Below are 2,464 nucleotides of genomic sequence, written 5' to 3'. Positions count from 1 at the left end.
TGCCCGTTCCCGCCGATGAAGCCGCCAGCTACGTGATCGGTCTCGGCCTGCGCGACGCGTTGCAGATCGCGGCGCCCACGCTCGATCCCGTCGATTATCCGAAGCTGGCTGAGCGGTATCGCTTTCATTACCTGATCAAGGGCGAGCAGACCGAGCTCTTCGCGGGCGTGCGGCAGATGCTGCAAAACCTGCGCGATGAAGGCTATCTGCTGGCGGTCGCCACGGGCAAAAGCCGTGTGGGATTGAACCGGGCGCTCGACCAGTCGCGCCTGACAAGCCTTTTCGATGGCACCCGCTGCGCCGATGAAACCTTCTCCAAGCCCCATCCCGCGATGCTGCACGAGCTGACCCGCGAACTCGGCCAGGACGTGAACCGCACGGTGATGATCGGCGACACCACGCACGACCTGCAGATGGCGAAGAACGCGGGTGCGGCATCGGTCGGCGTGACCTATGGCGCGCATCCGGCCAAGTCGCTGCATGCGCTCGAGCCCCTGTTCGTGGCCGAAAACGTGACCGCGCTCGGCGACTGGCTGCGGGAAAACGCATGACCGGAGCGGCGGCCGAAGCTGTGCGCGTGTGTGCATCGGACGAACTGGTCGATGGCGGCGACGGCGTTCGTCGCAACGCGGTTGGTAAAAGCGGCGAAGCGACTGTGTTTTTCGTCCGCTACGACGGCAAGCCCTTCGGCTACCTCAACCAGTGCGCGCACGTGCCCATGGAGCTTGACTGGTCCGAAGGCAAGTTCTTCGAGAGCTCCGGCTTATACTTGATGTGCGCCACCCACGGCGCGATCTATGAGCCGGATACGGGGAAGTGCGTCGGCGGCCCGTGCCGCGGCGCGCGTTTGCGGAAGGTCGAAACCGAGGAGCGCGACACGCCGGACGGCCGCGCCGTTTTCTGGCTTCCCGACCCCGATCTGCGTCCCGCTTGAACCCAAACTCCCGATTCAATCTTTAATCTGTCAACCAGGCGACGCATGTCCGATCACATTCCCACCGAACCTTCCGACCCGGCGCGTCCCGCGTCTACCGTCGTGCCAAAAGGCGAAAACTGGGAGGGCGCCGCGCTCGAACGCATCGCGCTCGCGGCCATTAGCGAACAGCGCTCGGCGCGCCGCTGGCGCATCTTTTTCCGTTTCGTTTTCCTTGCCATCCTGGCCGTCGCAGTCTGGCGTTTATTCGATTTCACCGGCGACAAGGTATCGAAAACAGCGCGTCACACGGCGCTCGTGGAGCTGGAAGGCGAAATTTCCGCCAACAGTGACGCCAGCGCGGACAACGTGAATGCCGCGCTCGACAGCGCGTTCGAAGACGACGCCACTGCGGCAGTGATCCTTCGCTGCAATAGCCCGGGCGGCAGTCCGGTGCAAGCGGGGATCATCAATCGTGAGATCACGCGCTTGCGCACGAAATATCCGTCCAAGCCGCTATATGTGGTCGTGAACGACATGTGCGCATCGGGCGGTTATTACGCCGCCGCCGCGGCGGACAAGATTTTCGTCGATAAAGCGAGCATCGTCGGTTCGATCGGCGTGCTGATGGACGGTTTCGGCTTTACGGGCCTGATGAGCAAGCTTGGCGTTGAGCGCCGCTTGCATACATCGGGTGCGAACAAGGGCGCATTCGATCCGTTCTCGCCGGAAACGCCGGGAATGGATGCCCACGCGCAGGAGATGCTGGACCAGATCCACGCGCAATTTATCGATGCCGTCAAAAAAGGCCGCGGCGCGCGCCTGAAAGACAACCCCGATCTGTTCTCAGGCATGTTCTGGACGGGGCAGAAGAGCGTCGAGCTCGGTCTCGCCGATGGTTTCGGCGACGCGGATTACGTCGCACGTGAAATCGTGAAACAGCCGGATCTTGTTGATTACACGCAAAAAGAGAGCATTGGCGAGCGCGTTGCACGTAAGTTTGGCGCGGCGGTCGGAAATGCGTCGATGAGCGCGTTGATGATGGGCGGCAAGATGCAGTTGAAGTAGTTTTCGGCGCAGAAGGAAAAACCGCTCGCCCTGAACATTCAGGCGAGCGGTTTTTTTCATGCTTTTTACGCGCCCAGCAGCAGGAAAATCGCCGGCCGTTTGTGCAACTCTGGCGCGGCTTTCTTTTTCCACTCGGAAACCGTGCGCGTGATGATGGTTTCCTCCGGCATCGTCAGGTCGACTGCGACGCAAACCAGCGTCGAAGGCGCGCACGTCGCGAGCAACGTATCCAGCAATGCCCGGTTCCGGTACGGCGTCTCGATAAAAATCTGCGTCTGATTCGCTTTTCTCGACAAAACTTCGAGTTCTCGAAGGCGTTTGCCGCGCTCGGCAGCATCGACAGGAAGATAGCCATTGAACGCGAAACTCTGGCCGTTCATGCCCGATGCCATCAATGCGAGCAAAATCGAACTCGGTCCTACGAAGGGCACGACTTTCACGCCCTGCTCGTGCGCCGCGCGCACGAGCAGGGCGTGAAAGTCG

Annotated in this window: 4 protein-coding genes; 3 read left to right on the top strand and 1 reads right to left on the bottom strand. The window is 61.3% G+C overall.

Annotated elements, in window-relative coordinates; all coding sequences use genetic code 11:
- From ACRXB1_RS34510 to ACRXB1_RS34500, 3 genes are all read left to right on the top strand, one after another.
- Positions 1-551 (top strand): HAD-IIIA family hydrolase (locus tag ACRXB1_RS34510; RefSeq protein ID WP_449494591.1); only part of this gene is annotated, 551 nt, incomplete at its 5' end.
- On the top strand, positions 548-934 hold the full coding sequence (locus ACRXB1_RS34505) for a Rieske (2Fe-2S) protein (RefSeq protein WP_062167255.1): 387 nt from the start codon (positions 548-550) through the stop codon (positions 932-934). The genes ACRXB1_RS34510 and ACRXB1_RS34505, both read left to right, overlap by 4 nt.
- A 45-nt stretch (positions 935-979) precedes the next feature.
- Entirely contained in the window at positions 980-1,981 is a 1,002-nt protein-coding gene (locus ACRXB1_RS34500) for a S49 family peptidase (protein ID WP_449494590.1), read from the top strand.
- A gap of 65 nt (positions 1,982-2,046) precedes the next feature.
- On the opposite strand, the gene ACRXB1_RS34495 is transcribed toward ACRXB1_RS34500, so the two are convergent.
- Positions 2,047-2,464: SAM-dependent methyltransferase (locus tag ACRXB1_RS34495; protein WP_449494589.1), on the bottom strand; the 418-nt coding region annotated here is incomplete at its 5' end.

It is taken from the genome of Caballeronia sp. M23-90 (genome assembly GCF_053574605.1).
This window is presented reverse-complemented; position numbering and strand designations above follow the sequence as displayed.